General features: G+C 46.8%; 14 protein-coding genes. All 14 read left to right on the plus strand.

The window, feature by feature from the left end; genetic code table 11:
- The first annotated feature begins 9 nt into the window (after nucleotides 1-9).
- The 14 genes from M1P97_RS03675 (at nucleotide 10) to M1P97_RS03740 (ending at nucleotide 26,996) form a co-directional block, all read left to right on the plus strand.
- The gene (locus M1P97_RS03675; protein WP_249388396.1) at nucleotides 10-2,988 is read left to right on the plus strand and encodes a glycoside hydrolase family 2 TIM barrel-domain containing protein; all 2,979 of its coding nucleotides are present in this window, start codon (nucleotides 10-12) and stop codon (nucleotides 2,986-2,988) included.
- Nucleotides 2,989-3,157: 169 nt separating this feature from the next.
- Nucleotides 3,158-4,456: a GH36-type glycosyl hydrolase domain-containing protein gene (locus M1P97_RS03680; protein WP_195372247.1), complete on the plus strand. Its 1,299-nt coding sequence runs from the start codon at nucleotides 3,158-3,160 to the stop codon at nucleotides 4,454-4,456.
- A gap of 4 nt (nucleotides 4,457-4,460) precedes the next feature.
- Nucleotides 4,461-6,209: a class I mannose-6-phosphate isomerase gene (locus M1P97_RS03685; protein ID WP_249388397.1), complete on the plus strand. Its 1,749-nt coding sequence runs from the start codon at nucleotides 4,461-4,463 to the stop codon at nucleotides 6,207-6,209.
- Between the two features lie 62 nt (nucleotides 6,210-6,271).
- Nucleotides 6,272-7,363, plus strand: a complete 1,092-nt coding sequence (locus tag M1P97_RS03690) for an ROK family protein (RefSeq protein ID WP_249388428.1) — start codon at nucleotides 6,272-6,274, stop codon at nucleotides 7,361-7,363.
- A gap of 11 nt (nucleotides 7,364-7,374) precedes the next feature.
- Nucleotides 7,375-9,735, plus strand: coding sequence for a GH92 family glycosyl hydrolase (locus M1P97_RS03695; protein WP_249388398.1), 2,361 nt, complete (start codon nucleotides 7,375-7,377; stop codon nucleotides 9,733-9,735).
- Nucleotides 9,736-9,898: 163 nt separating this feature from the next.
- On the plus strand, nucleotides 9,899-11,044 hold the full coding sequence (locus M1P97_RS03700; protein ID WP_249388399.1) for an MFS transporter: 1,146 nt from the start codon (nucleotides 9,899-9,901) through the stop codon (nucleotides 11,042-11,044).
- A gap of 6 nt (nucleotides 11,045-11,050) precedes the next feature.
- Entirely contained in the window at nucleotides 11,051-13,948 is a 2,898-nt protein-coding gene (locus M1P97_RS03705; protein WP_249388400.1) for a glycoside hydrolase family 38 N-terminal domain-containing protein, read from the plus strand.
- 339 nt (nucleotides 13,949-14,287) lie between these two features.
- A complete protein-coding gene (locus M1P97_RS03710; RefSeq protein ID WP_249388401.1) occupies nucleotides 14,288-14,851 on the plus strand; it encodes an RNA polymerase sigma-70 factor in 564 nt (187 codons plus the stop codon).
- A 68-nt stretch (nucleotides 14,852-14,919) separates the two neighbouring features.
- Nucleotides 14,920-15,900: a FecR family protein gene (locus M1P97_RS03715; RefSeq protein WP_195372241.1), complete on the plus strand. Its 981-nt coding sequence runs from the start codon at nucleotides 14,920-14,922 to the stop codon at nucleotides 15,898-15,900.
- Between the two features lie 192 nt (nucleotides 15,901-16,092).
- Complete coding sequence (locus M1P97_RS03720; RefSeq protein WP_249388402.1) at nucleotides 16,093-19,467, plus strand: TonB-dependent receptor; 3,375 nt, start codon at nucleotides 16,093-16,095, stop codon at nucleotides 19,465-19,467.
- 14 nt (nucleotides 19,468-19,481) lie between these two features.
- Complete coding sequence (locus M1P97_RS03725) at nucleotides 19,482-21,410, plus strand: RagB/SusD family nutrient uptake outer membrane protein (protein WP_195372239.1); 1,929 nt, start codon at nucleotides 19,482-19,484, stop codon at nucleotides 21,408-21,410.
- A 19-nt stretch (nucleotides 21,411-21,429) separates the two neighbouring features.
- Nucleotides 21,430-22,155: a DUF3823 domain-containing protein gene (locus tag M1P97_RS03730; protein ID WP_195372238.1), complete on the plus strand. Its 726-nt coding sequence runs from the start codon at nucleotides 21,430-21,432 to the stop codon at nucleotides 22,153-22,155.
- Nucleotides 22,156-22,246: 91 nt separating this feature from the next.
- Nucleotides 22,247-24,487 carry a hypothetical protein gene (locus M1P97_RS03735; protein WP_249388403.1) on the plus strand — a complete coding sequence of 747 codons (2,241 nt, stop codon included), beginning with the start codon at nucleotides 22,247-22,249 and terminating at the stop codon, nucleotides 24,485-24,487.
- Nucleotides 24,488-24,647: 160 nt separating this feature from the next.
- The gene (locus M1P97_RS03740) at nucleotides 24,648-26,996 is read left to right on the plus strand and encodes a GH92 family glycosyl hydrolase (RefSeq protein ID WP_195372236.1); all 2,349 of its coding nucleotides are present in this window, start codon (nucleotides 24,648-24,650) and stop codon (nucleotides 26,994-26,996) included.
- Nucleotides 26,997-26,999: the final 3 nt, after the last annotated feature.

Consider the following 26,999-nt stretch of genomic DNA (forward strand, 5'->3'; position numbering starts at 1 on the left):
AACATACATATGAATAAGACATTTCTTCTTAGTGCCTGTCTGTTTATGGGGCAGGGTTTATTGGCGGCCGATACTTCCGGGACATTGTCTCCGGAGTCGGCTTACCTGATCCCTTGCGAGATAAGCGGGGTGAACAACTCTTCGATATTATTGAGCGGTACATGGCAGTTCCGTTACGATGACAAAGGAAAGTGGAGTAACGTACAGGTTCCCGGCGAACTGGCTATGCAAGGCTACGCTATTAAACATGATACACCTTATCTGTATCGTAAATCGTTCACTCTTCCAGCCGATTATAAAGGGAAACGTACGATACTTCGTTTCGACGGCGTTTACAGTCATGCGCGCCTTTGGGTAAACGGCAAGGAGGTTCGCGAACATCATGGCGGTTTCACCCGTTGGGAAACCGATGTTACCGGGTTTGTACATCCCGGAAAGAAAAATGAGATACAGCTGGAGATCACCGACCGTATCGATGATATTTCTTATGCTTCCGGCTACGGACATCATCCGATCGGCGGTATTTTGCGCGACGTTACGGTTTTTGCCTTACCGGAAACCTGTCTTTACGATTTCTCGGCCGAAACTCATCTCGACACTCTTTATAAAGATGCCGTACTGAAAGTTTCTTATCAGGGTAAAACATCCGGTAATGCCGAAGTGGCTTACACGCTGACCGATCCTTCGGGCCGCAACGTTTCATTGCCGCAAGCAACTTTCCCGTTGAAGGAAAACGGAAATAGCAACGAGCTGTCCGTACGCAATCCCTTGAAATGGGATGCCGAACATCCGAACCTTTATACCCTGGCCGTATCCATCCGGGAGGGAGGCAAGGAACTGACCCGTTTCAGTAAACGGATCGGTTTCCGTGATGTGAAGATCGTAAAAGACCGTATGCTTGTAAACGGCCTTCCCGTTAAATTACGTGGAGCCTGCCGCCACGATATCCATCCCACGCTGGGACGTACCACGACTGCCGAACTCGACAGTCTCGATGCCATCCGTTTTAAACAATCGAATATGAACTTCGTGCGTACTTCGCACTATCCCCCTTCTGAAAAGTTCCTCGAGTATTGCGACCGGTTCGGTATCTACGTAGAGTGCGAAACGGCTGTTTGTTTTGTCGATACCTATCGTCAGAAGAACTATGCTCCGGGTAAGACACAAGACAGTGCCGAGTTTACCCCCCGCTATCTTTCCCAATGCCGTGAGATGGTAAAGTCGTTCCGTTCACACCCGTCCATCCTTTTTTGGTCGATCGGCAACGAAAGTGTCTACGGCAAGAACTTCCAGCTCTGTTGGGACTGGGTGAAGGCAACCGATACGACTCGCCCCGTTATCTTCAGTTATCCGGGGTCGGTAGGCGAGAAGAAGCCTATATATGATATTCTGAGCATGCATTATCAGGATGTGGATGGAAATCTGAACCAGTGGGGACGTGCCACCCGTAACTTCCAGGGACATGGTATCCCGGCTCTGTTCGACGAATGGGCACATCCGGCTTGCTATACCTATAAAACATTGCAGGACGATCCGAATATCCGCGAGTTCTGGGGTATCTCCCTCGATAAGATGTGGAGCGGCCTGTTCGATGCTCCCGGTGGTCTGGGCGGTGCTATCTGGGGATATATCGACGAAACATTTATGTTGCCCGAGCCTAAAAAGGGTACTTCCTTCTGGAAAGAATTTGCCCGTACCGCCAAACCCGAAGATTATCAGGGAAACTGTGTAGGTTACGGTGAATGGGGAATTGTAGATGTATGGCGCCGGGAGAAACCGGAGTTTTGGTCTACCAAGAAAGCCTATTCGCCCATCCGTCTGTTAACGGAACAGGTTAGCGACTTTACCACCGGAGAACGTTTGATCCTTCCAGTCTACAACCGTTTTGACCATACGAACCTCAATGAAGTAAAAGTCCGCTATACATATAATAATGGTGTAGAGAAAGAAGCCGTATCTCCTGTCGTCGAACCGCATCAGAAAGGCCTTCTGGTCATCCCGTCGGAAGACTGGAAAGCAGGTAGCGATTTACTTGTCAGCTTCCTTGATGCCGACAACGAACTTATCGATGCCTTTCTTGTTACGCTAGGACAGCCGGTAGTTGCTCTTCCGCAGCCAACTCATAAGGGAGCACTTCAGCTGGAAGAAACCTCCGATCGCTTCGTGGTGAAAGGTAACGGCTTTGAAATCCCCTTCAGCAAGGAAACCGGACTGATCGACAACGCCACCGTCGACGGTAAGACCCTTATCGAAAAAGGCCCCTTCCTGAATCTCGACATCAATCTGAACCATCTGACCGGAGCCGAAGTACGCAAGAGCGCAACCAAGTTCATTACCTCGGAGGCAGACTGGAAGAAGGAAAATATCACCTGTGAAAAGCGCGGCAGCAACATCCTTGTCTCCTTAACAGGCAGTTACCGGAACGTCCGTACCGACATCCGTATCCTCATCTCGTCGGAGGGGAAAATGGAAATCAACTACCTGACTGACGGGCAACCTAACGGCTTCCTGCGTGAAACCGGTCTCTCGTTCTACCTGCCCGAAACAATAGATCAATTGTCATGGAAACGTAAAGGCCACTGGAGTTATTACCCGGCCGGTGAATTTGCAGGTAACGAAGGCAGCACCTCCCTTTACAATCCTAATAAAGTAGCCTATGGAGCCCGTCCCGATCAACCCTGGGCCGATGATACCCACGACTACTATTATTGGGCCGACGCCGGAGCCAACTGTGACCGTCCGCTCACCCGGAAAGCCAAAGGCATGAAGGAAAACATCTACTTCTACACCCTTTCGCCAGCTACCGGAGACGGACTGTCCGTTATCTCCCCCGATGCGTCCGTAGCCTGCCGCTCCAATAAACGAGCCGACGGCCAGTTGATCCTCTATGTGAATAACCGCTGGGACTACCCTGAAATAGCTTGGGGTAACTATTGTAAAACTCTTGAAGCTACTCCCTGTTACGGTAAGATAGAGATCATTTTCTGATCCGGTATATAAATAGAAAGGTGAAAGTTAACCTTAGCCAAACATTCCGGCAAAGGTTAACTTTCACCTTTTTTATTTATAGTAAGATAGTATAAGACTTTCGCAATAAATGAAAGCATTTAATCCTTAGCAATAGAATATCTTTGCACCAAATAAGAATACAAATAATATGAAAAAGAAACACTTGTTACTAATGACCCTGTGCAGCGGTTTTATCGCCTGTGCAGGCCCCACTCCCACGCAACAATTAGCAAAAGAAATCCGTAACGACAATACACTACATGTAGTCGACAGTATGGCCCGTGCCGTGATACGTAGCGGTTTCAATGCCGGAAGCGGTTACTCCCAGATATGGGCACGCGATATGAACACATTTATAGAAGTAGCCTGTGAGGAAAGCAACCCTGCCGACCTTCGTAACGCTATCCTTCTTTTCTTTGCCCTTCAGCAACCCAACGATGAAATGATCGACGGCTACGTGTTAAAGACTGACTTCACCTGGGGTGATGACCACCCGTATTATTCGGAGGCAGCGCCCGACCATGTCGCATTCAAGAATACGGTCGAAACCGATCAGGAATCCTCATTGATCCATATCGTAGGAAAGTATATACGCAAGACCGGAGACACCTCTATTCTGAATGAAACGGTTGCCGGTCGTACCGTCTACCAACGCATGGTCGGAATGATCGACTATCTGATGAAAGAACGGTATAACGAGCAATACGGCCTTCTCTATGGTGCTATGACGGCAGACTGGGGAGACGTACAGCCCAACGACGACTTCGGTTGTGATATGAACGAACTGTCAGATCCGGCCATCGACGTATATGATAATGCCATGTTCATCATCGCTCTCAACTATATGGACGAGATAACTACCGATGAAGCCGATAAGCTCCGTTGGAAAGAACTCCGCCAGCATATTGCCGACAATGTACGTAAGCACCTCTGGGATGCGCAACGTCAGAAGTTCATTCCACATATCTATCCCGAAAAATCTCCGATACCCGAAGGTTTCAATGAATTGGACGTGCACTATCACGGAGGAACAGCCATTGCTATCGAAGCCGGACTTTTATCACCGGAAGAAATTGCAACCGTCAATGCACAGATGCTCGAGAACGTCCGCCTGTCAGGTATGCCGAGTATCGGCTTAACCCTATATCCAACTTATCCGGAAAACTTTTTCCGTGGAGGAATGTCGAAAGCCTATATCTATCAGAATGGTGGCGACTGGACCTGGTTCGGCGGTCGTATGATACAGCAGCTTATAGCCAACGGTATGGTAAAGGAAGCTTATGAAGAAGTACGTCCTATGATCGACCGGGTGATCAAAAACAAGGGTTTCTACGAATGGTACGGCATGGGTGGTGTACCCAGCGGTTCCGGTCATTTCAAAGGATCGGCAGGGGTACTGGCAAAAGCTATCGAGATGTTTAATGAATGGTCAGAAGAAAATAAATAAGATAATGAGAAAGAGTAATTATGATAAAACTCCCTCGACAACCGTCGGGGGCAGGCTCTGGAAAGGCTGGGAGTCTGTTTTAGATAAGTTGAAGGAAGTGTGCAACGGCCCTGAGTTGGCGCATAGAGTCGTTGTTGTAGAATGCTATCAGGGTATACATCCGGAAGAGCTAGCTAAACACCTGGCAGCATTGCGGCCTTCACTGATAATTCATTCGGAGAAATTCTTCAAAGGCGTAGAAGAGATCGAAACGATGACCTATCCTTATCTGACGGACGACCGCCTTTTCGGTCGCCGGGCAGCTTTCCGTTATCCCGACTTCCTGGATGAAACCCGGATGGAGGAGTGCCGCAAGGAGATATATGCGGCAAGCGGATTAGTTATTGTCTGGGGACCTGGTGCTGCCGAGTTGGTGGCCGAGCCGGATATTCTTATCTATGCCGATATGGCACGCTGGGAGATACAGCAACGTTTCCGTCGTAAGGAAATCGACGGGCTGGGCGTGAAGAACCGGGAAGAAGCTCCTTCCCTGCATTACAAACGTGGTTATTTTATCGATTGGAATGTATGTGATGAATTAAAGAAACGGTTACTTCCGAAGGTGGATTACTGGCTGGATACCCATATCCCCGGAATGCCTAAAATGATAACCGGCGAAACAATGCGTGCCGGACTGGAAAAGACGGCTCATCGTCCTTTCCGCGTGGTTCCCTTCTTCGACCCGGCTCCCTGGGGTGGACAGTGGATGAAAGAAGTATGCGACCTGGATAAGAGCCGGGATAATTTCGGCTGGTGTTTCGACTGTGTGCCGGAAGAGAACAGTCTTTATCTGAAAGTAGAAGGGGAGCTGTTCGAAATGGCTTCAAACAACCTCGTGTTCTATCAGACCCGTAACTTACTGGGAGCGCCGGTAGAAGCACGCTTCGGACAGGACTTTCCGATCCGTTTCGATTTTCTCGATACGATGGGAGGGGGTAATCTGAGTTTGCAGGTACATCCTACGACGCAATATATACGTGATACATTCGGTATCTATTATACCCAGGACGAAAGCTATTACCTGCTAGATGCCGGTGAAGGTGCCACCGTCTACCTCGGTTTGAAGGACGGTGTCGATCCTGATGAAATGATTGCTGCCCTGAATGAAGCGCAGGAGTCGGGTACCACTTTCGATACCGATAAATATGTCAACAAATGGCCTGCTAAGAAACACGATCATTTCCTGATACCGGCCGGAACGATCCACTGCTCCGGCTCCGAAGCGATGGTTCTGGAGATCAGTGCCACACCGAGTATCTTTACTTTCAAACTCTGGGACTGGGATCGACTGGGACTGGACGGAAAACCACGCCCTATCAATATCGCTCACGGCTCTCACGTGATCCAGTGGGAACGGCAAACCGAGTTCGTACACGACCAGCTGGTCAACCATTTCGAACCCCGTGCCGAGGGAGAAGACTGGCGTGAAGAACGTACCGGCTTGCATGAAAATGAGTTTATCGAAACCCGTCGCCATTGGTTTACCGGAAAGGTGCCGCACAATACGGGTGGGGGTGTCAACGTTCTGAATGTAGTGGAAGGTGACGAGTTGATCGTAGAAAGTCCGACGAATGCGTTCGAGCCTTTCATTGTCCATTATGCCGAAACGTTTATCGTTCCTGCCATCGTCGGCGATTATACGATTCGCCCATATGGTATTTCCGAAGGAAAGAACTGTGGAACGATAAAGGCGTATGTGAGGACAAAAGGGTGAATTAGAAAAATGTGCAACATGCAAATCTGACAAGAATCAAATATCAATTAAAACACATATATATAATGTATAGTAACGATAACCGAATAGTAATGACCCTCGACGCCGGAGGAACCAACCTGGTCTTCTCTGCCATCCGGGGTGGCGAGGAGATAGTGACACCTATCACCTTGCCCTCCTGTGCCTGCCACTTGGATCAATGCCTGGGGCAGCTCCTGACCGGCTTTACCCGTGTTTGTGAGCAGCTGCCGGAAGCCCCGGTAGCGATCAGTTTTGCCTTTCCCGGTCCGGCCGACTATCCCGCCGGGATTATCGGCGACCTGCCGAACTTTCCTTCTTTCCGTGGAGGAGTGGCCCTGGGCCCTTACCTGGAAGAAAAGTTCGGCATCCCTGTCTTCATCAATAACGATGGAGACTTATTTGCTTATGGCGAAGCGCTGACCGGCGCCTTGCCTGAGATCAACCGCCGCCTGGAAGAGGCCGGAAGTATCAAACGCTATAAGAACCTGCTCGGTGTCACGCTGGGTACAGGTTTTGGAGCGGGTGTCGTACTGAACGGTGATCTGCTGGTCGGTGACAATGCCGCCGGGGGCGATATCTGGTGCTTCCGCAATAAGAAATACCAACAGTATATTGTGGAAGAAAGTGTCAGCATCCGTGCCGTGCAACATATCTACCGGCTATTGTCGGGCGATGCTTCTCCCTTCACTCCCAAAGAGATCTTCGATATAGCCGAAGGTACGCATCCGGGTAACCGGGAAGCTGCCCGCGCTGCCTTTGCCGAACTGGGCGAAATGGCCGGTGATGCCCTGGCGCAAGCGATTACGCTGATCGACGGACTGATCGTTATTGGCGGAGGCCTGACCGGAGCCGCGAAGTATTTCATGCCGTCTCTTTTGGAGGAAATGAACAGCGAAACGGGGATGATGAACGGTAGCCGTTTCAGCCGCCTGCAAAGTAAAGCATTCAATCTGGATGACGCGGCAGAGTTCGAGCAGTTCGCCAAAGGAGCGGCCGTGAAGATCGCTGTTCCCGGTTCCGACCGTACTGTCAATTATGATCCGTTTAAACGGATCGGTGTGATTGTCAGCAAGCAGGGGGCAAGTCGTTCGGTGGCTCTCGGTGCTTATGTGTATGCATTAAATCATTTATAAACAAATACGCCATGAATAAACATAATCTATTTACTCCGGTTCTGGGTCTGCTGACCGGCTTGCTGGCTGTCAGCTGTTCGCCGGTGAAAGAGGAAGCAACCCCGGAGAACTTATCCCAATATGTAGAGCCGCGTATCGGAACGGCTCACTGCCGCTGGTTCCATTTTGCTCCCGGTGCGATGCCCTTTGGTATGGCAAAGCCGGGCCCTTCTACCAACGGACACTTGGGTAACAACTCCGGTTGGGAAGCTACGGGCTACGACTATCGCGATACTTCCATCGAAGGTTTTCCCTGCCTGCATGAATTTCAGGTGGGCGGCATTGTCCTGATGCCGACAAACGGGCCGTTGAAAACAATTGCCGGCCCTGTCGGCGACTCGACAGGGGTCGGTTACCGCTCCGCCTACGAGCATTCGGATGAGGTGGCTACTGCCGGTTACTACTCCGTTCTTCTGAAAGACTATGCAATCAAAGCTGAAATGACGGCTACCCCGCGTGTCGCCTTTCAGCGTTACACCTTTCCTGCCGGCGACGAAAGCCGTATCCTTTTCGATATAGGCCATCAGCAGGGGGAAAGCGGTCATGTGAAAGATGCTTTCGTGGCACTCAACGACGACGGAACCGTGGAAGGCTGGGTGGTTACCTTGCCGGAGTATGTAAAGAAATACCAGCCGGGAGCAACCGTTTCCATGTTCTTCTCCGCAGAGTTGGACAAGCAACCGGAAGCTTGCGGAACCTTTATCGGTGAAACGGTACAGGCGGGAGCAAAACAGGTGTCCGGCCCCGGCGCAGGTCTATATCTGACCTATAAAACAGGGGAAGGGGAAACTATCACCGCTAAGGTCGGCCTCTCGTACACCTCTGTCGAGAATGCCCGTTTGAACCGGGAGACGGAGGCCCGCACGCTTACTTTCGACCAGGCCGCCGCGGCTTCCGCGCAACAATGGGAAAACTATCTCGGACGTATCCGGGTAGAGACACCCGTAAAAGAGGATAAAGTGAAATTCTATACCGGTCTGTATCATGCTCTGCTGGGACGCGGACTGGTGAACGATGTGAATGGCGCCTATCCCCGCCATGATGGTTCGGTAGGCCGGATCCAACAGAAGGATGGCAAGCCTGTCCATAATTTCTATAATACGGATGCCGCCTGGGGAGCCCAGTGGAATCTTTCGCAGGTGTGGACACTGGCTTATCCCGAATATGCTTCCGATTACATCAGCAGCCATTTATTGGTCTATAAAGATGCCGGCTGGTTGGCAGACGGTATTGCCAACAGCCGTTACGTATCGGGTGTCGGCACGAACCTGCTGAGTACGATCCTGGCAGGCGCTTACCAATGCGGTATCCGCGACTTTGACGTAGACCTGGCTTATGAAGCATCCCTCAAGAATGAACTGGATGGCAACAACCGTCCTTTGGGAGCCGGAAAGACCGATACGGATAAGTTCGTCGAATATGGTTATGTACCCCATCTGGATAAAGGCGATGGACCGGACGAAGCGTTTATGTTCTCTGCTTCCCATACCCTGGAGTACTCTTATAGCGCCTGGGCCGTAGCCCAATGGGCAAAGAAACTCGGTAAGACGGAAGATTACGATAAACTGATGTGGTTATCCAAGGGCTGGGAACGTATCTACGACCCTTCGACTAATTTCGTACGTCCCAAGAAGGCCGACGGACAGTTTCTTGAAGACTTCAACCCGATGCAGGTCTGGCGCGGATTTCAGGAAGGCAACGCCTGGCAGTACACCTTCTATGTGCCGCATGATGCTCAGGGACTGGTCGGCAAGGTCGGTGCGGATGTTTTCAATCAACGTCTGGATAGTATCTTCACGGTTTCTCAGAAACTGATATTTAGCGGTGGTACGGAAGTTGGTGCCTTTGCCGGCCTGCAAACCCTGTATAACCATGGTAACCAGCCTTGCCTGCATATCTCCTGGCTGTTCAATGAAGCCGGTCGTCCTTCGCTCACCCAGAAATGGGTACGTGCCATCCTCGATGAGTTCTATGGTACGGACGGGATTCATGGCTACGGCTACGGACAGGATGAAGATCAGGGCCAGTTAGGTGCCTGGTATGTGATCGCTTCGCTGGGAATGTTCGACGTGAAAGGCTTGACGGACGCAACACCGTCTTTTGCTTTGGGCAGTCCGGTATTTGACAAGATAACCATTCGGCTCAACAACCAATATTATAAAGGAAAAGAGTTCGTTATCGAAGCAAAGAACAACAGTAAAGAAAACGTTTATGTGCAGCAATACCGCCTGAATGGCGAGATATATCCTGCCACTCGTATTCCTTTTGAAACAATCACCGCCGGAGGCCGCCTGGAAATGGATATGGGCAATCAGGCAACAGATACTTATTGAAAGCAGAAAAACTGTAAGAATGTTCCTCCGGCCGTTTTTTTAGTTTTCTCACAGTTTTCTTGCTTCGCTGTCTGATTTTGGAGGATTCTCACTGTGAGACGGTAGGTAATATTTGTTTTGGTTGTATTTTGCTATAAAATAACTTTGATTAATAACATGAATTATGAATAAACAAAATTCAAAAGCCATTTACCCCATCCTCTTCGGATTCTTTGTGATGGGCTTTGTGGATGTCGTAGGCATTGCGACAAACTATGTGAAAGTCGATTTTGGCTTGTCCGACACAATGGCCAACCTGATCCCGATGATGGTGTTCCTCTGGTTTGCCCTGTTCTCGATCCCGACAGGTATCCTGATGGGGAAAGCCGGGCGGCGCAATACCGTTGTGATAGCGTTGAGCGTGACTACCCTGGCTATGTTGCTGCCCCTGTTTCTTTACGATTTTGTTTCAGTCCTATTGGCTTTTGCTTTGCTGGGTATCGGTAATACAATCCTTCAGGTTTCGTTGAACCCGATGGTTGCCAATGTCGTCAACCCTGATCGAATCACCAGTGTCCTGACTCTGGGGCAGTTCATCAAGGCCATCTCTTCTTTCCTGGGACCGATCATAGCGGGAGCAGCCGCCTCTTTCTGGGGTGACTGGAAACTGATCTTTGCTGTCTATGCAGCGACGACACTTGTCTCTACCGTCTGGCTGATCTCTACCATTCCGGGAAAAGAAAAACTGGAAGAGGCGAAGGCTACTTTTGGCACGACGCTATCCCTTTTCAGCGATAAATACATTACCTCCCTGTTCCTGGGGATTCTCTTTATAGTCGGTATAGATGTCGGTCTGAACACGACCATTCCCAAGCTCCTGATGGACCGTACCGGCATGGCTCTTTCCGAAGCCGGATTGGGAACCAGCTTGTATTTTGCCGCCCGTACGATCGGTTCGTTTGCCGGTGCTTTCCTGCTGGCAAAAGTTTCGGCAAGCCGTTTCCTGAAATACAGCATGTTTGTCGCCATCGTGGCATTTATCCTGTTGCTGGCTGTCCCTGCTACATGGAGCATGTTCGTGATGATCGTTATCGTGGGGCTGGCTTGTGCGAATGTCTTCTCGATCATCTTCTCGTTTGCCCTTCAGCATAAACCGGAGCGGGCGAACGAAATATCGGCCCTGATGATCATGGGGGTATCCGGCGGTGCGCTGATCACTCCGCTGATGGGGATCGTGGCCGACGGTTTCGGGCAGGTTGCCGGATTATCCATCCTCCTGCTTTGTATCCTTTATATTTGTCTTATCTCTTTTGGAATCGATAAAAAATAGATGCTTATGAAAACATTAAAAACCTTGTTTCTGGCTGGATTGGCATTGTTCGCTATGTCGTCCTCCGTATGGAGTGCTTCGACAGCACCTCCGGCGATCGAAACCCACCTGTTCCCTGCCTTATACAAAACGGTGAAAGGCCCGGTGCAGAAAGTACGGGTAACCGTGAAGCATAGCGGTGCGCCTGTTTCTGCAACACTTACGTTGGGGAATCAGTCGCGGAAGGAAAAACTGAACGACGGTACTAACCAGTTCTTTTTTGAGATACCGGCTGTGCAGTCTGCCGTGCAACTGCCTCTGACGGTAACGGTTGGAAAAGAAAAAGAGTCTGCTCTGGTAAATGTGAAACCTGTCCGTCATTGGCAGATGAATATGGTACAGCATACCCATACGGATATCGGCTATACCCGTTCGCAAACCGAGATTCTGGCGGAGCACCTCCGCTACATCGACTATGCGCTCGACTATTGCGATGCAACCGACAATAACCCGGACTTCGCCAAGTTCCGCTGGACTTGCGAGATCGCCTGGGCTGTCAGCGAATACCTCAAATGCCGTCCCGCTGAACAGATCGCCCGCCTGAAACAACGTGTAAAGGAAGGACGTATCGAATTGGCTGCCATGTATCTAAATTTCGACGAACTGCCGGACGAACAGACTTTGGCCGCTTCCCTGTATCCCCTGAAACAATTCCGCGATGCCGGTTTGAAGGCGGAAGTCGCCATGCAAAACGATGTGAACGGTATCGGCTGGTGTTTCAGCGAGTTCTTTGCCGATGCCGGTGTGAAGTATGTCAATATGGGAACACACGGCCACCGTGCCCTGATCTGTTTCGATATCCCGACCGTCTTCTGGTGGCAGTCTCCTTCGGGTAAGAAGGTATTGACTTATCGTGCCGAACATTATAACCAGGGTAACTTCTTCGGCGTCCATACCGATAACTTCGAACAGTTTGAGGAACGTGTACTGAATTATCTGGGAGAGATGGAAGCGAAAAACTATCCGTACGACATCGTTGCCGCCCAGCACTCCGGTTATTTCACGGACAACTCACCCCCTTCGACAAAGAGTTGCGAGATGCTGATGAAATGGAACGAGAAATACGAATGGCCTAAACTCCGTACAGCTGTAGCCAGCGAGTTTATCAAAGAGGTAGAATCGAACTATGCCGATAAGATACAGACCATCCGTGGCGCATGGCCCGACTGGTGGACCGACGGTTTTGGTTCCGGAGCACGTGAAGCGGCTATTTCCCGTATCACCCATTCGGACATCATCGCCAATCAGGCAGGCCTTTCGTTTGCCGGTATGCTGGGAGCGAAACTACCGGCTCAGGTAGATAACCAGATTGACGATATCAACAAAGCCTTGCTCTTTTATGACGAACATACCTTTGGTTACAGCGAAAGCGTGCGTGATGCTTATTGCAAGGAGACTTGGGAGCAACGTTCCCTGAAACAATCGTATGCCTGGGAAGCTTACCGCCATTCCGGCCTGCTGGGAGAGGTGACGATGGGATTGCTGCAGTCTTTCGTGCCGAAAGCCGAATATCCGTCTGTTGCCGTTTTCAATACATTGAACTGGACGTATAGCGGCATTGCCAAAGTCTACATCGACCATCAGATATTACCCCGCGAGAAAGCATTCGAAATAACAGATGCCGCCGGTAATGTTATCCCGGCACAGCCGGCAGAAAGCCGTTCCGATGGAACTTACTGGTCTTTGTTCGTAAAAGATGTTCCTGCTTTGGGATATGCGCAATACTATATCAAGGTAAAAGACGAGCCTCGTCCGGAGATTGTATCTTCTGCCTCCTTGGAAAAGGCGCATGTGGAAAACAACTGGTATGCCATCGACTTCAATCCTCGTAAAGGAACCATCAGTAAATTGTTCGACAAAGAGCTGAATAAAGAGCTGACCACCCCGAATGCCGAATGGGAGATGGGTGAGTTTATCTATGAGATCATCGATAGCCGTCATCCGATGGAACAATACCGTGAACCTCAGTTCCTGCGTCGTCGTCCCGAACGTATCCGTTTCGAACGTTACGAGAAGGGGGCTATCTGGGATACCTTCCGTTTCCGTGGAGAAACTGTTGCCGGACGCGAACCGAATAACCTGATGGTGGAGTTCCGTGTGTTCAATGTCGATAAGAAGATCGAGATCGTTTACCGTTTGCGTAAGAAAGCGGTTACCGATCCGGAAGCGGTCTATATCTCCTTCCCGTTTGAAGTGAACCAGGGTAAGATCATGCTCGACGTGCCCGGTGGTACCATCGAAGCTGGTGTCGATCAGATCCCCGGATCATCGAACGACTGGTATACCGTTCAGAACTTTGCAACAGCACGTAACAACGAGTCGCAGGTCGTTATGGGAAGTCCGGAGATACCTCTGATGCAGTTCGGTGCCATCAATACCGGACGGTATAAAGCAGGTGCCGTTCCCCAATCCACCAATATGTATTCCTGGCCGATGAACAACTATTGGGTGACCAACTTCAACGCCGACCAGATGGGTGAATTGCAATGGAGCTACTTTATCAATTCAAGTAAAGACAACTCGGTAGGTTATGCCACCCGTTTTGCCTGGGAGAACCGTATCCCGTTCCTGACCCGCGTATTACCGGCAGGTGCGAAAGGTAACAAAGCGATTTCTCCGGCTTCCGTATTCAATATCGTTCCCGATAATATTCTATTGGTAAATATGAAACCTGTGGAAGGCGAAAATGCAGTCATGCTCCAGTTGCGTGAAATAGCAGGCAAGCCGGCAACGTTTGCCGTCACTTCCGATAAGGTGAAGTTTACCGCAGTAACCGTTTGCGATGTAGTAGGAGACCCGGTGAAAGGAACTTCCGAAGCGACATTCGCTCCCTGGGAAAATAAGTTTATAAAGCTTTCCTGGTAAGTCCCGGAATAGAACCGGATACCCCTTCGGACATCTGTCTAAAAAAAGACCGGTGTTTTGAAATGTAAAGACAGGACTTTTGTCATCAAAAGTCCTGTCTTTTGTTTTTAAAAGCTATATCTTTTTTTCAAAGGCGTTTTTATCCCTTGTAAGAGCGTGAAACAGTGTTAATCACGAACGTTGTAAAGGCATAAATGTAGATCTGTAAAATATTAACATCAATTTCAATAAATGAAATCTTTTAAATAAACATTCTTATTATGAAAGTATCTTTTATATCTTTGCTGCACTCGTTTTATGCAAATGACAGATATAATAATATAATCAAGATTGTACAAGATGCCGTTAAACAACACAAATACGTTAGCTCCGAGTATACGAAGTAATTTCGACCAGATTTATGTGACATATTATTTTCGTATGTATCGTTTTGCTAAGGAATATGTTCTGTTTGACGAAGATGCAGAAAATATTGTACAGGATGTATTCCTGTTGTTATGGGAAAAACGGGATGTGTTGGATATTCGTATAAGCCTGATTTCTTATCTTTTTAGTTTGGTGAAAAATAGATGTTTAGACTACTTAAGGCATCGTTTGGTCGTAGAAGAATACCAACAGGAATTTAAGGCGAAATTATCTTCTCTCGAATCATTGAATTATACCTTAACCTCTGAGGAGGATATCGAACGGATATTGACGGATGCAATCAATAAATTGCCTGAACGTTGCCGTGAAATCTTTTTGAAAAGCCGTATTGAAGGAAAGAAAAACCGTGAAATAGCCAAAGAACTGGACATCTCCGTCAGCACGGTTGAGAACCAAATGACCATCGCCTTGAAGAAACTGAAAATTGAACTGAAAGACTACCTACCTTTATTACTCTTTCTCATATTTGTTAAATAATATTTATTCCTTAGGTGGCTTTGGGGGGAAATAAATTCTTAAACGCTCTCCCTTATAAAAGTCGGAAAATGCATAGTTTAATTACTAAATATTTCAATAAGGATATAACGGCAGAGGAAAAAGCAGAGCTATTTTCTTTGATGCAAACAGATAAGGAATTGCATAAGGAGTTCGTGTTTATGCAGAACCTGTGTGCTTTATCGGCTTCATTACCCGTAGAAGACGATGAGGTGAAAGCTGTCGGTAAACTTATACAATTCAAAGAAGCTCATAAAAGAGAGAAAAAGAAGTTCGCTGGTCTGATCAGGCATCTGGTAGGATATGCGGCTGCTATCTGTATGGCTGTCATTTCAACTTGGGCAATAATGAACAATCGGCACGATAATGCAGTCGAAGAACAGCTTGCTTTCGAAGAGTTTTCGACTCCTCCCGGACAACGTGCCCAGGTAAAATTGCATGATGGTACAGTGGTATGGCTGAATGCTCGTTCCCGGTTGCGTTATCCCAATCGGTTTTCCGGTACGGAACGAAAGGTGGAATTGGATGGAGAAGCTTTCTTTGAGGTCTTCCGTAATGAAGAAGTCCCGTTTGTCGTTTCCACGGAAAAACTTGATATAAAAGTACTGGGAACCAAGTTTAATGTTTTTGCATATAAAGGAAACGATGAGTTTACAACAGCTCTGATTGAAGGTTCGGTCAAATTGTATCAATCGGACAATGAAGCGGTTGCCATGTACATGAGTCCGAATGATTATGCGGAACTGAAAGACGGAAGATTAGTGAAAAGTAAGATCAGCAGCACCGATTTCTTATTATGGAAAGAAGGTATTTATGCTTTCGATGATATTCCTTTCGGTGAGATAATAAAAAAACTGGAGCTTTATTATGATATTACAATAGAAATAAGGAACAAGAATCTGAATAATTATAAGTTTAGTGGTAAGTTCCGTCAGAGGGATGGCATAGAAAGCGTCCTGAAAACTTTACAGAAGATCTATTATTTTTCATTCGTTAAGGATGAGGAGTTGAATAAGATTACAATACGTTGAAGCAAATAGAAAGAGTCAAATATATGTATAACCTTTAAATCAGTAATTGCCTATGACGAATTGAGCTTTTTATATAAAAAGCGGTCGATGGATGTTCCCGCATCCATCGACCGCTGCTAACACTAAATAAATTAAGTATTAACAAGTAAACGAAGCAAAGTTATGAAAAAAGAACCGAAATTTCTAAGCATTATGAGAATTTCAGCCTTCCTTCTTTTCCTTTGCGTATTCTCTTCTTTTGCGGCAAAAACGAGTTCGCAAAATGCTCAAGTGAATATCAATGGAAGTAATTTAACGATCGGAAATTTGATCGATCAGATTGAAAAACAAACGGATTATCTGTTTGTGTACAGTAAAAATGAGGTCAATATAAATGAGGCCATTTCTGTGAAAACCGGTAAAAAAGCCGTTTCGCAGTACCTGAAAGAAGTATTTGACGGTTCAAATGTCAGATACACTTTTGAAAATGACTATATCGTATTGACAAAGAATGCGATGCTTCCTGTCGTACAACAGGGTAAAAAAGTATCTGGTATGGTTACGGATCAGTCAGGTGAGCCGATTATTGGGGCGAATGTGATGGTGAAGGGTACGACTAATGGGACTGTTACCGATATCGAGGGTAACTATTCATTGGAAGTGACGACTGGTACGACTCTATTGATTTCTTACATAGGCTATCTGACAAAAGAGTTGCCTGTGGGAAATCAGTCAATGATCAATGTCACATTGACCGAAGACACCCAGGCTTTGGATGAAGTGGTAGTTGTGGGATATGGTACTCAGAAGAAAGTAACACTGACCGGTGCTGTTTCTGCCATTAAAAGTGATGATATCATTACGACAAAGAATGAAAACGCGCAGAATATGCTGACTGGTAAGGTTCCGGGCGTACGTGTTGTTCAGAAATCTTCCGAACCGGGTTCTTTCAATAATACATTTGATATCCGTGGTATGGGTAACCCGTTAATCATTATTGATGGCGTGCCTCGTGATAATATGTCCCGTCTGGACGCAAATGATATTGAATCTCTCTCTGTCCTGAAAGATGCCTCTGCTGCCATCTATGGCGTACGTGCAGCAAACGGTGTCGTGTTGATTACCACAAAGAAAGGTAAAGAAGGATCCTTGGAATTGGAATATTCCGGAAATGTAGGTTGGCAGAATCCTACCGGCTCGCCAAAAAGTGCCAGTGCTGCCGACTGGATGGTATTGAAGAATGAAAAGGCTATGCATAATCTGGAAGGTGGTGTCCGTCCATATACGCAGGAACAAATTGATGCGTATCGTAATGGTGACATGCAGGGAACAGATTGGTGGGATGCCTGTATGCGTACGCTGGCACCTCAAACCCAACATACACTGAATGCTACAGGTGGTAATGAAAAGATCAACTTCTATATCAGTACAGGTTATTTGTATCAGGAATCATTCCTGAAAAGTAAAAGTTTGGATTACGACCGCTTCAATGTCCGTTCCAATATTACTAGTAAACTGACTGACCGACTGACTGTATCTTTGAATATGAGCGGTATTATGGATGAGAAGAATCAGCCATATCAGAATTCCGACTGGATTATCCGTGCTTTCCAGCGTGCTCCGGCTACACAACCGATCTATGCTAACAATAATCCGGAATATCTGATGAACGGATGGATTGAAGGTGACAATCCTGTAGCCATGATGGATGCAAACCAGGTCGGTTATAAGAAGTACAATAATAAATGGTTCCAGACTTCGGCTGATGCAACCTATGATGTTCCTTATATCGACGGACTGAAAGCGAAAGTAATGTTCAGCTATGACTATCAGATAGCAGACAATAGCCTTTATGAAAAGAGCTACAATCAGTACACTTATGATGAAGCTTCTGATACTTATATGGTTAATCCACGTGTTGGAACAAGTAAGTTCCGTCGTGAACATTACACCAAAGAGGCGTTACTTTATCAGGTTGCGTTAAACTATAATCGTATTTTCGATGAAAAGCATAATGTCAGCGGTTTGATTCTATTGGAAGGAAGTAAGAGAAATGGCGATAATTTCTTTGCACAAAGGGAACTGTCCCTTGCTTTAGACCAACTGTTTGCGGGTAACAGTGAAAATCAGGAGGCGAACATGAGTACCGGTTATGATGTTGATGATCCGGCAAGGCGCGATTTATATAAAGAAGCTAACCTGGGTTTGGTAGGTAAGTTCGGATACGATTATATGTCTAAATACCTGGCAGAGTTCAGCTTCCGCTATGATGGCTCTTCTAAATTCGGAACAGGCGGACAATGGGGATTCTTCCCTTCTGCCTCTGTAGGATGGCGTATCTCTGAAGAGAGTTTCTGGAAAGAATCCAAACTATCGTTCGTTAGCAATGCAAAACTGCGTGCTTCCTATGGTAAGATGGGAGACGACCGTGCTTCTAACTATCAGTTCGTAAACGGCTATCTGTATCCGGGTAATGGTTTTGACGGCCAGGGATCGAGTGGTACTGTATTTGACGGAACTTTTGTTTCCGGTGCTCAAAATAAAGGTATTACCAATCCGTATATCACCTGGTATATATCCAAAACATTGAACTTGGGTATTGATTTGGAAGCATGGAATGGCTTGTTAGGTATTTCTGCTGACTACTTTACCCGTGACAGAACAGGTTTGCTGGCGACAAGAAACTTGAGTCTTCCCGGTGTTGTTGGTGCTGATCTGCCTCAGGAAAACCTGAATGGAGACTTTACTCAAGGGGTGGAAGTGGAACTTAGCCATAGAAACAGAGTCGGTGAAGTGGGTTACAACCTGAAAGGTATTTTCTCTTTCACTCGTACAAAAACCACTTATCAGGAACGTGGCCGTGCCGGAAACTCGTATGAGAACTGGAGAAACAATGGGAACGACCGTTATAATGATATCAAATGGGGTAGAGGCGATGGCGGACGTTACGGTTCATACGATCAAATCCTGAACAGTTCGATTTATGCAGATAAGAATGTACTGCCCGGTGATTATATTTATCTGGATTGGGATGGTGACGGACAGATCACTGACCACGACGTACATCCGATCGGTTACAGCGGTCGCCCGATGATCAACTTCAGTTTGAATGTTGGTGCTGATTATAAAGGTTTCGACCTTAACCTGCTGTTTCAGGGAGCCGGTATGAGTTATGTAAGATATATCGAACAATTGCGCGAACCGATGTGGGGTAACGACCTTTCTAATGCACTTGACTATTTTATGGACAGATGGCATCCGGTGGATCCTACCGCAAATCCGTATGATCCATCTACTTCCTGGGTATCCGGTAAATACGGTTATACCGGGTCGATTGCAGACGAGAACTCCCGTTTCAACTTCCACAATGCAAGCTACCTCCGTTTAAAGAGTGCGGAAATTGGTTATACAATGCCACAAAGATGGGTATCTAAAGTTGGTATCAAAAATCTTCGCCTGTATGTGAATGCCTATAATCTGTTCACTATAAAAGGTGTGGAGATTGACCCGGAACATCCGGAAGATAGTTATGGCAATATGTATCCTCTGAACAGAACGTTTTCTGTCGGTGCAAATGTTAAATTTTAATCTGTTCTAAAGTTATGAAAGTATCAAAATATATATTATTACTGGCGTTGGCTTGTGGAATGCCTTCATGTATGGATCTGGATATCCCCCCCTTGAATATAGTTCAGAATGACGATGTTTTTGCTTCGGAGAATGGGGTGAAGAGTTATTTGTCAAGATTGTATAGTAATTCATTTATTGAAGATTTCCGCTATTCACATACACGTGGATTTAATAACTCCTATGCTTTTCAGTCAACTTTCGGTATGACAGGTGAGGCGTTAAACCGTGATATTGGTGGAGCGGCTACCGAGTCGAACCAGATATGGAACGATGCATACAAACTGATCCGTGAAATAAATTATTTCATGGAAACACTGCCTCAATATGCGGCAAACTTCTCGCAGGATCAGGTAGATACCTGGACCGGAGAAGCTTACTTCATGCGGGCTCTTACCTATCATGCGCTGGCAAAACGTTATGGTGGTGTCCCCATTGTAAATAAGGTGCTTAACTATCCGAGCGAATCGGTTGAGGATATGAAGATTCAGCGTTCTTCGGAAGAGGCTGTTTATGATCAAATGGAAAAAGACTTTGACGAGGCCTATCGGCTATTACCTGAAAGCAATCAGAAAGGTCGGGCAAATAAATATGTAGCTGCCGGTTTTAAATCGAGAGCGATGTTGTTTGCCGGTTCTATTGCAAAGTACAATGAGGTCGATAAAAGGGACAATAACGACAATAGCATTCGTGTTTGTGGTGTCCCTAAGGAAAAAGCCAGGGAATATTTTAAGAAGAGTTATGAAGCTGCTTTGTTATTGAAAGGTAAATATTCTCTGTATAAAGATGGCTGGAAGGCTGACGACAAGGAAGCACAATATCAGAACTATGTGGATATGTTCTTTGCAGAGAACAGCAGCGAGAATATTTTCATCCGTCAGTACAGCTATCCGGAGTCCGTACATGGTTATGATGCTTACAATATCCCGCGTCAGTTCCGTACAAACGGATGGACGGCTTCAACAAGTCCTACACTTAGTTTTGTTGAAATGTTCGGAGGTTATCCTAAAAACGAGAAAGGTCAGATCGATGTTTTTAATGCAGATGGAACCTATAAGCTGTTTGATAAAACGATGGATCTTTTCGCAGAGGCTGAACCTCGTTTAAGGGCAATTGTCATCCTGCCGGGAGATGATTTGAAAGGCGAACAGGTTGAGCTTTGGCGTGGTATTTATACGGGCGATGTAACAAATGGTATCCCTCGTTTGCAGAAAGACGATGATCCTGCCGAGAAATATGAGAATGATGCCAATTGCAAAGACTTATTTGTTAGTTCCCAGAGTGCCGACAACCAGACAGTCCACGTTTTACCAAATGGTGAAAAGATGAATGCCAGCGGTAGAAGCGGAAGTTTCTTTAACTCGGGTGAAGGTGCTATTGCCGGTTTTGTGGTTCGCAAATGGATCAATCCGGATATGCCTGCCGAGCTGGTGATGGAAAGACGTTCGGATCAATCCTGGCTGGAGCTGCGTTATGCGGAAATCCTGCTTAACCGTGCCGAAGCTGCTTACGAACTATATGAAGAAGGTGAAACCGGCGTAGATTACCTGCAAGATGCTTACGAATGTATCAATGAAGTTCGCGAACGGGCTGGTGCAACCTTATTGACCGGCAAGAATGAATTGACTAAAGAAGCAGTCCGCGTAGAAAGACGTAAAGAACTCAGCTTCGAGAACAAAGTCTGGTGGGATATGAGACGTTGGAGAACCGCTCATAAAGAACAAAACTCCACACGTTACAGATCTTTGTTTGCATTCTATGCAGAAAAAGCAAACAAATGGTTCTTTGATGCCAGACCGGACGATCAGAACAAACGCTTTACTTTCGACGAAAGATGGTATTACAATGAAGTTCCCAACGACGAAGTTACCAAGAGCGGCCTTACGCAGAATCCTGGTTATTAATTTAATATAGAGAAATAAAATGAAAAAGATAATATATTATTTTTCAACGGCTCTGTTGCTGCTAACGAGCAATGCATGTACTAAATTTGATAATTACGAAGAGCCTAAAGAAACCATCAAAGGGGTTGTAATTGATAAGAATACACAGAAACCCGTACAGACGGAAGTCGGTGAAGGGGGTGTTCGCATTAAACTGATGGAGTACAGCTGGAGCGAAAGTCCTACTCCTTACTATTTTGGTGGTATGCAGGAGGGAGATTTTAAGAATGAAAAGATCTTTGCCGGTGAATATGGTATTACTGTTATGGGAGCTTTCGTCCCGGTTCCGGAAGAAAGATATCAAGTAAAAGGTACGCTAGACCTGAAGCTGGAAGTCGAACCGTTCCTGAATGTCGATTGGGTGGGCGAACCCGTGATCAATGCAGATAAAACCGTAACAGTAAAGGCTACGATTAAACGGGGAACAACCAATCCGGATTATCAACAGAAAGTATCGGACGTTCGTTTCTTCGTTGTTGCCGGGGCTCCTTATGTGGGTGAAAATAATAAAGACGACCGTTACTCTGTCTATATCGACGGTGATAATGCCAGTGCAATGTTGGGAACAACGGTCACACTGACCACCAAGACTGCTTTACAGTCCGGCTTTACTTACCATTTCAGAGTTGGTGCCCGTATGGATAAGGAAATAGAAGGTAGCAGGCGTTATAATTATACGGAAATGATAACCATTCAAATCCCATAAGTAGACTAATGTAATTTTTTTAGGGCACCTTATCTGGATTATTCATACATTTAGGGTGCCCTTTTTATATCGAACAGTTAAATTTTAAATCATGAAGACAAATGTAAAAAAACTAGTATTGAGTTGTATGGCCTTTTCTTTGTTAACCACTTCCTGCCTGACCGGGCAAAGGGGAGAAAAGGGAGCGGAAGCGACTCCTGCCGAAAGACGGGAAAAGACCGCCTTTCAAACCGGTCAACCCTGGAAACCGACAACCGATGTGCGTGCCGATGTGGCTATCGTTTATGGAGTGGGAGGAAACCCTTCCGAAAAACGTTCCGGTCTTACTTTTGAACAACGTGTGCAAAGCTGGCGTGATAAAGGATATACCACTCATTTTATGACGGGAATCGCCTGGGGAGAATATCAGGATTATTTTACCGGTCAATGGGATGGTAAGTGGCATTTGGATGAAGGACAGGTAACGATGAAAGGGGATACGATTTGGCATGGCCATCTGGTCCCTTATATCGTTCCTTCAAAGAATTTCATCAAATACATGCAGGAACAACATATAAAGAGAGTGATCGATGCCGGTATCGATGCCATTTATCTGGAAGAACCTGAATTCTGGGCCCGTGGCGGTTACAGTGAAGCATTCAAAAGGGAATGGAAAGAGTATTACGGTTTCGACTGGCGTCCGCAACATGAATCGGCGGAGAATACTTATCTTTCCAATAAACTGAAATACCATCTGTATTACCGGGCATTGAACGAATGTTTCACTTATGCGAAGGAATACGGTAAAAGCAAAGGAATGGATGTGCGCTGTTACGTGCCTACCCATTCGCTGGTGAACTATTCCCAGTGGCAGATCGTAAGTCCGGAAGCAAGCCTGGCCTCTCTGCCTTGTGTGGATGGATATATCGCCCAGGTATGGACGGGAACATCCCGCGAACCGAACTACTTCAACGGGGTTGCTAAAGAACGCGTATTCGAAACCGCCTTCCTGGAATACGGTTGCATGGAATCGATGACAGCCCCGACCGGCCGTAAGGTATTCTTCCTGACCGACCCGATTGAAGACTGGCCTCGCGACTGGGCAGACTATAAGAAGAACTACCAGGCAACCTTTACAGCCAAGCTATTGTACCCAAACAATAATAACTACGAAGTAATGCCGTGGCCGGACCGTATTTATGAAGGTTTATATCGTAAAAGTGCCAACAGTGAAGAGAAAGCACGCATCCCGCGTTTCTACTCCACCCAAATGCAGGTCATGATCAATTCACTGAATAATATGCCTTTATCCGACAATAAGGTATCCGGATCTTCCGGTATCAGTGTTTTGATGGCCAACTCGTTGATGTTCCAGCGGGCACCCCAGCCGGTTGCCGGTCATGACGATCCGCAGTTATCTAACTTTTACGGCCAGGCCCTGCCTTTCCTGAAACGGGGAGTCCCTGTACATCTGTTGCATCTCGAGAATGTATCTTATCCGGAAACCTGGGAAAATACGAAAGTATTGTTGATGACTTATTCCAATATGAAACCTCTGGAAAAGGAAACACATAAGTATATTGCCGAATGGGTTAAAAACGGAGGAGTATTAGTATACAGCACACGCGATACGGACCCTTTCCAGTCGGTACAGGAATGGTGGAACCAGGATGCGGAAAAGTATAAAACACCTTCTCAGCACCTGTTCGGTTTGATGGGAATAGACAAAGACGCTAAAGAGGGCGAATATACTTATGGCAAAGGAACGGTTTTCGTTGTTCGCCAGGACCCGAAGGAGTTTGTCTTGAAAGCAGATGCCGACAAAGAGTTCGTGGCTACGGTGAAACGTTTGTATGAAGAAAAAGCCAATGCCGGCAATCTTCAGTTCAAGAATAATTTCTATCTGGAAAGAGGATATTATGATCTGGTATCCGTGTTGGATGAAGGAATGATTAGTAATGAACCATATATTATAAAAGGCAGACTGATCGATCTGTTTGATCCGGAGTTACCCGTTCTGAGCGAGAAGATAATAAATCCGGGTGAACAAGCCTATCTGGTCAATATCGACCGGGTGGAAAACCGGAACAAGCCACAGGTGTTATGCGGCGCAGCACGTGTGTATGACGAAAAAGTAAACAAAAATGCTTATTCGTTTGTTGCTAAAAGCCCGGTCAACACAACGAATGTGATGCGTGTCTTATTACCGCAGAAGCCGGAGAAGGTCACTGTCTCGGATGCTAAAGGGCAGACCCTTGCCGATGCGATCTATGCATGGGATGACGTGAGTCGAACCTGTCTGTTGAAATTCGAGAATGCTCCGGAAGGCATTCAGGTTTCTTTTGATTGGTAATAAAATGCCGGAAGTGAAGAAGTTTACTTCCGGCATTTCTTTAATAGATTCAAACGCAATTAATTTTAATTGTGTTCTTCTGCTATGAAATAGTGATTATCTTTGTGCTTATTAAAGATCAATGAATGTATTAGTAATTGAACCAAATATAAACTAAATCATGAAAAGAAAAAGTGTATGCGCTTTCGCTTTGGCCGCCATGTTGGCTTTTGTAGGAAAGCCCGCCATGGCGGCTTCAGGAAATGAAGCGTTTGATCCGGTAGAGTACGCACTGCCGTTGATGGGAACTCAATCGAGTTTCGAGCTGTCGACAGGAAATACGTATCCGGCCATTGCCCGTCCGTGGGGTATGAATTTCTGGACGCCCCAGACCGGTAAGATGGGGGACGGATGGCAGTATGTATATACCGCCAATAAAATCAGAGGGTTCAAACAGACTCATCAGCCGAGCCCGTGGATCAATGATTACGGACAGTTTGTTATTATGCCTGTCGTAGGCGCTCCCGAGTTTGACCAGGATAAACGTGCCAGCTGGTTCTCCCATAAGAGTGAGGTGGTAAAACCTTATTATTATAAAGCATATCTGGCAGATCACGATGTGATCACCGAGTTGACACCGACCGACCGTGCCGCTCTTTTCCGTTTCACTTTCCCGGAGAACGATCATTCTTATATCGTTGTCGATGCACTCGACAATGCTTCGTATATCAAGGTGATCCCCGAAGAAAACAAGATCATCGGTTATTCGACAAAGAACAGTGGGGGAGTACCCGAAAACTTCAAGAACTACTTTATCATAGAGTTCGACAAACCTTTCACTTATGAAGCTACTTTTGCCGACAACTCTTTGAAAGAAGGAGCGAAGGAACAGACCGACAAACATGTGGGAGCTGTGATCGGCTTCAAGACCCGTAAGGGCGAGATCGTTCATGCCAAGGTAGCCTCTTCATTCATCAGCTTCGACCAGGCTGCCGTGAATATGAAGGAACTGGGTAACGACTCTTTCGAAACATTAATGGCTAAAGGCAAACAAGCCTGGAACGATGTACTCGGTAAGATCGAGGTGGAAGGTGGTTCGTTGGACCAGTACCGCACATTCTATTCCTGCATGTACCGTGCCCTGCTTTTCCCCCGCAAATTCTACGAAATAGATGCAGCAGGCAATGTGGTTCACTACAGCCCGTATAACGGTGAAGTTTTGCCCGGCTATATGTTTACCGATACCGGTTTCTGGGACACCTTCCGTGCCCTGTTCCCATTCCTGAACCTGATGTTCCCGACTATGAACAAGGAAATGCAGGAAGGTCTGATCAATACATATAAAGAAAGCGGTTTCTTCCCGGAATGGGCAAGTCCCGGTCACCGTGGCTGTATGGTCGGCAACAACTCCGCCTCCGTCCTGGTAGACGCTTATATGAAAGGTGTGAAAGTAGACGACCTGGAAACCCTTTATAAAGGCTTGATCCACGGAACGGAAAACGTACATCCTACCGTTTCATCTACCGGCCGTCTGGGACATGAATACTATAATAAATTGGGTTATGTTCCCTACGATGTGAAGATCAACGAGAACGCAGCCCGTACGCTTGAATATGCCTACAACGACTGGTGTATCTACCAGATCGCCAAAGAACTGGGCCGTCCGAAAAAAGAACTCGAGCTGTACGCAAAACGTGCGATGAACTATAAGAACCTGTACGATAAGGAAAGCAAACTGATGCGCGGTAAGAACGCCGACGGTACATTCCAGTCTCCGTTCTCTCCGTTGAAATGGGGCGATGCCTTTACCGAAGGAAACAGCTGGCATTACACCTGGTCTGTCTTCCACGATCCGCAGGGACTAATAGATCTGATGGGTGGTAAAGATTCTTTCGTTATGATGCTCGACTCCGTATTTGCCGTTCCGCCGTTGTTCGACGACAGCTATTACGGACAGGTGATCCACGAGATCCGCGAAATGCAGATCATGAACATGGGTAACTATGCACACGGTAACCAGCCGATCCAGCACATGATCTATATGTACAATTATGCCGGACAACCCTGGAAAGCACAGTACTGGGTACGCGACGTGATGAACAAGATGTACACCCCGACCCCCGACGGTTATTGCGGTGACGAGGATAACGGACAGACTTCTGCCTGGTATGTATTCTCCGCTCTTGGTTTCTATCCGGTTGCACCGGGTACGACCCAGTATGTCTTGGGTGCTCCGTTGTTCAAGAAGGCTACTTTGCATTTCGAGAACGGAAAGAACCTGGTGATTAATGCTCCTGAAAACAGCGACAAGAACATCTATATCGAGTCGATGTCGTTCAACGGTGTGAACTATACCAAGAATTATCTCGACCATAACGAACTGCTGAAAGGCGGTGTTCTCGACATCAAGATGGGCGACAAACCCAACCTGAACAGAGGCGTTAACCCGGAAGACCTTCCTTATTCATTCTCTGTCGACGACGAGAACTTTAAGAAGCTGGTTCCGGCTGCAAAGTCAAAAAAGAAATAAACA

Origin of the sequence: Parabacteroides leei, assembly GCF_023369805.1 — a bacterium.
GTDB classification, from domain to species: domain Bacteria; phylum Bacteroidota; class Bacteroidia; order Bacteroidales; family Tannerellaceae; genus Parabacteroides; species Parabacteroides leei.

Bases quoted from the DNA above. Each gene is read 5' to 3' on its own strand.
- M1P97_RS03675 (WP_249388396.1), top strand. From the start codon at position 10: ATGAATAAGACATTTCTTCTTAGTGCCTGTCTGTTTATGGGGCAGGGT.
- M1P97_RS03680 (WP_195372247.1), top strand. From the start codon at position 3,158: ATGAAAAAGAAACACTTGTTACTAATGACCCTGTGCAGCGGTTTTATC.
- M1P97_RS03685 (WP_249388397.1), top strand. From the start codon at position 4,461: ATGAGAAAGAGTAATTATGATAAAACTCCCTCGACAACCGTCGGGGGC.
- M1P97_RS03695 (WP_249388398.1), top strand. From the start codon at position 7,375: ATGAATAAACATAATCTATTTACTCCGGTTCTGGGTCTGCTGACCGGC.
- M1P97_RS03700 (WP_249388399.1), top strand. From the start codon at position 9,899: ATGAATAAACAAAATTCAAAAGCCATTTACCCCATCCTCTTCGGATTC.
- M1P97_RS03705 (WP_249388400.1), top strand. From the start codon at position 11,051: ATGAAAACATTAAAAACCTTGTTTCTGGCTGGATTGGCATTGTTCGCT.
- M1P97_RS03710 (WP_249388401.1), top strand. From the start codon at position 14,288: ATGCCGTTAAACAACACAAATACGTTAGCTCCGAGTATACGAAGTAAT.
- M1P97_RS03715 (WP_195372241.1), top strand. From the start codon at position 14,920: ATGCATAGTTTAATTACTAAATATTTCAATAAGGATATAACGGCAGAG.
- M1P97_RS03720 (WP_249388402.1), top strand. From the start codon at position 16,093: ATGAGAATTTCAGCCTTCCTTCTTTTCCTTTGCGTATTCTCTTCTTTT.
- M1P97_RS03725 (WP_195372239.1), top strand. From the start codon at position 19,482: ATGAAAGTATCAAAATATATATTATTACTGGCGTTGGCTTGTGGAATG.
- M1P97_RS03730 (WP_195372238.1), top strand. From the start codon at position 21,430: ATGAAAAAGATAATATATTATTTTTCAACGGCTCTGTTGCTGCTAACG.
- M1P97_RS03735 (WP_249388403.1), top strand. From the start codon at position 22,247: ATGAAGACAAATGTAAAAAAACTAGTATTGAGTTGTATGGCCTTTTCT.
- M1P97_RS03740 (WP_195372236.1), top strand. From the start codon at position 24,648: ATGAAAAGAAAAAGTGTATGCGCTTTCGCTTTGGCCGCCATGTTGGCT.